This is a genomic window from Nonomuraea sp. MG754425 (assembly GCF_021699195.1).
Taxonomy (GTDB): Bacteria; Actinomycetota; Actinomycetes; order Streptosporangiales; family Streptosporangiaceae; genus Nonomuraea.
In genome coordinates this window covers 1-2,604 of the sequence record NZ_SSXE01000414.1, presented here as the reverse complement: position 1 = coordinate 2,604, position 2,604 = coordinate 1, and the positions used below count along the sequence as shown (strand labels likewise).

Annotated in this window: 3 protein-coding genes and 2 pseudogenes; all 5 read right to left on the bottom strand. The window is 72.0% G+C overall.

Annotation, left to right across the window (positions count from 1 at the left end; genetic code table 11):
• Positions 1-282 (bottom strand): hypothetical protein (locus FAF44_RS53155; RefSeq protein ID WP_237111111.1); only part of this gene is annotated, 282 nt, incomplete at its 3' end.
• Positions 283-442: 160 nt separating this feature from the next.
• Positions 443-1,030: an ATP/GTP-binding protein gene (locus FAF44_RS53150; RefSeq protein ID WP_237111110.1), complete on the bottom strand. Its 588-nt coding sequence runs from the start codon at positions 1,028-1,030 to the stop codon at positions 443-445.
• Positions 1,011-1,319, bottom strand: a complete 309-nt coding sequence (locus FAF44_RS53145; protein WP_237111109.1) for a DUF742 domain-containing protein — start codon at positions 1,317-1,319, stop codon at positions 1,011-1,013. The genes FAF44_RS53150 and FAF44_RS53145 overlap by 20 nt, the downstream gene beginning before the upstream one ends.
• 167 nt (positions 1,320-1,486) lie before the next feature.
• A pseudogene (locus FAF44_RS53140) lies at positions 1,487-1,774 on the bottom strand (roadblock/LC7 domain-containing protein); the annotation flags it as partial.
• Positions 1,771-2,604, bottom strand: a pseudogene (locus FAF44_RS53135) (hypothetical protein); the annotation flags it as partial. The pseudogenes FAF44_RS53140 and FAF44_RS53135, both read right to left, overlap by 4 nt.

The window sequence follows — 2,604 nt, the reverse complement described above, 5'->3', positions numbered from 1 at the left end:
GAGGGCGGGGGCCTGACGTACCCATCGGTCGATGAGCGCGGCCACCAGCCGGCGTTCCAGCAGCGACTCCCCCACCCTGCCGGTGTCGGCCACCAGGGCGGCGAGCAGCCGGTCGTCGTCGGCGAGCGCGGCTCCGAAGCGCGCCAGGACCGCGCCGCGGTCGGCGCTCTGCCAGGCGGGGGCCCGCTCGCGCAGCCCGGCCGCGACGGCGGCCAGCCGGTCGGGCGGGATCGGGGCGAGCGGTCGGTCGGACTGCCCGGTGATCGGGTTGATCACGTTCATGCGGTGCGGCCACGGGACATGGTGCTCCTGCGATGCTCGGCGGGAGCCATTGTGATCATGTGAATGCCCCCGCGTCAACGCACCCCGGGCTCGATGCGGTCACTCTGTGCGATCAGTCTGGTCGTCACTTCGTACGTTCGGCTACATGGTCGCCCCGTGGTCAGCCGCCCCAGCCCGGCACGGCCATCCGGACCGTCAGCGCGTGCTCGACGAGCTGGATCAGCGCGACCTTGACCGAGTCCTTCTTGCGGGCGTCGAGCCGGACCATCGGGATGTGCGGCGCGAGGGTCAGGGCGTCGCGCACCTCGGAGTCGCTGTGGGGATACTGGCCGTCCCAGCCGTTCACGCCCACCACGAACGGGAGCTGGGCCTCTTCGAAGTAGTCGATCGCGGGGAAGCTGTCGGCCAGCCGGCGCGTGTCGACCAGCACGACCGCGCCGATGGCGCCGCGCACCAGGTCGTCCCACATGAACCAGAACCGGTGCTGTCCGGGGGTGCCGAACAGGTAGAGGATCAGGTCACGGTCCAGGGAGACCCGGCCGAAGTCCATGGCGACGGTCGTGGTCGACTTCAGCGGCGTCATACCCAGGTCGTCGATACCGGCGGAGGCGTCGGTCATGACAGCCTCCGTCGTCAACGGCATGATCTCCGACACCGCCCCGACGAACGTCGTCTTGCCCACCCCGAAACCTCCAGCCACCACGATCTTCGTCGAGGTGAGGCCGGGGCTAGAGCCTGCGAAGTCCACTGAGAACCCTTTCGAGCAGATTGACGTCCGGCCTGCCGGCGTCCAGTTGTGGCTGATGCACCCGGACCAGACCTTCGGCGGCCATGTCAGCGATCAGCACACGCACCACCCCCAGCGGGATCCGCAGCAGGGCCGACACCTCGGCCACCGACCGGACCTGCCGGCACAGTTGGCTGATCGCCTGGTACTCCGGCGTGATGTGGGAGAACTCCCGCTGCTCGGCGGTCGCCGAGGACACCAGGGCCTCCATCGCCAGCTTGACCCGCGGCGCCGTTCGTCCACCTGTCACCGCATACGGGCGGACGGGCGAAGCGGGGTCGGGGCTGCGCGGCGACTGGGACTGGGGCTGGGGCTGGGGCTGTTGCGGAGGGGCCCAACCGGTGCTGTCCCATCTCGGTTCCGTCACGTAGATCACCTGGTCTGGCTGGCGCGCAACTCCGCGCGTACGGCCGGTGTCGAGCCGTCGCTGATCGACATGATCAGCATCAGCCCGCGCTGCATCTCCACGATCGTCTGGTTGACCGCGCCGCCTTCGAAGACCCTGGCCGCGCCCTGCGTCAGGCTCACCAGGCCCGACGCGATCGCAGCGAGCTGATCGGCCCGGTCGGCCGGGAAACCCGCCGACGCCGCCAGCGGCAGCCCGTCGGACGAGACGACCACCGCGTGCGCCACGCCCGGGACCGTGCTGACGAAGTCGGTGATCAGCCAGTCGACGCCGCGGGCCGCGTGGCTGAGGTCGGTCATGCGCCCTCCTCTCTTTCACCCTGGTTCGATGGGTTGGAGCCGGGCGGGAACGCCCTGCCCTCGCTGATATCGTCGCGCGCCGCTCTGAAGCCCTGCTGGAAGCTCGATAGGCGGTTGCGCATCCGGTCCGGCGACACCGACGGCATCGGTGCGACGTTCTTCGGGGCGGCGGCGGTGTCGGCCGAGCCGGGCACCAGGTTGGCCTTGGGCACCCGTTTCGGCAGACCCGCCGACGTCGAGCCGTCGCGTACCGGTTCCGCCGCCGCCTCCGCCGCGCTCCAGCCCGCGTCCACCTTCGATGAGCCCCAGCTCGCGCCGTTCGAGTCGCGCCCGAACCAGGCGGACTCGACGGCCGCGAAGATCGGCAGGTAGTCGTCGCCCGCGGACGCGGGCGGTGCCGCCGGCATGGGACCCGTGACCTCGGACCTGGACTCCGGCTCGGTGAACTCGAACCCCGGCCGCTGCGGCGGGTTCGTGTCCTGGCTCCAGCCGCCGGGGGGCGGCGCGGGCATGGGCCGTCTGGGCAGGCCCCGGTCGCCGTTCCAGGCGGAGCCCTTGGGCGGCGTCCAGACGTCGCTGCTCTCGAAGCCGCCGCGCGGCTCCACCGGCCAGGCTCCCGGGTCCGGCTGCCACGGCGGGCTGCCCCAGTTGCCGCCCGCCTCCGGGTTCGACGGGAACGACGGGTGGCCGGGCCCCATCTGGAACGTCGGCTGCTGCGGCCAGTCGGTGGCGGGCGGGGCGGAATGCGGTCCCGCGTACGGCTCGCCGGGCGGAGCGCCATGCGGACCACCGTGGGGGCCACCGTGGGGGCCGCCGTGGGGGCCGCCGTG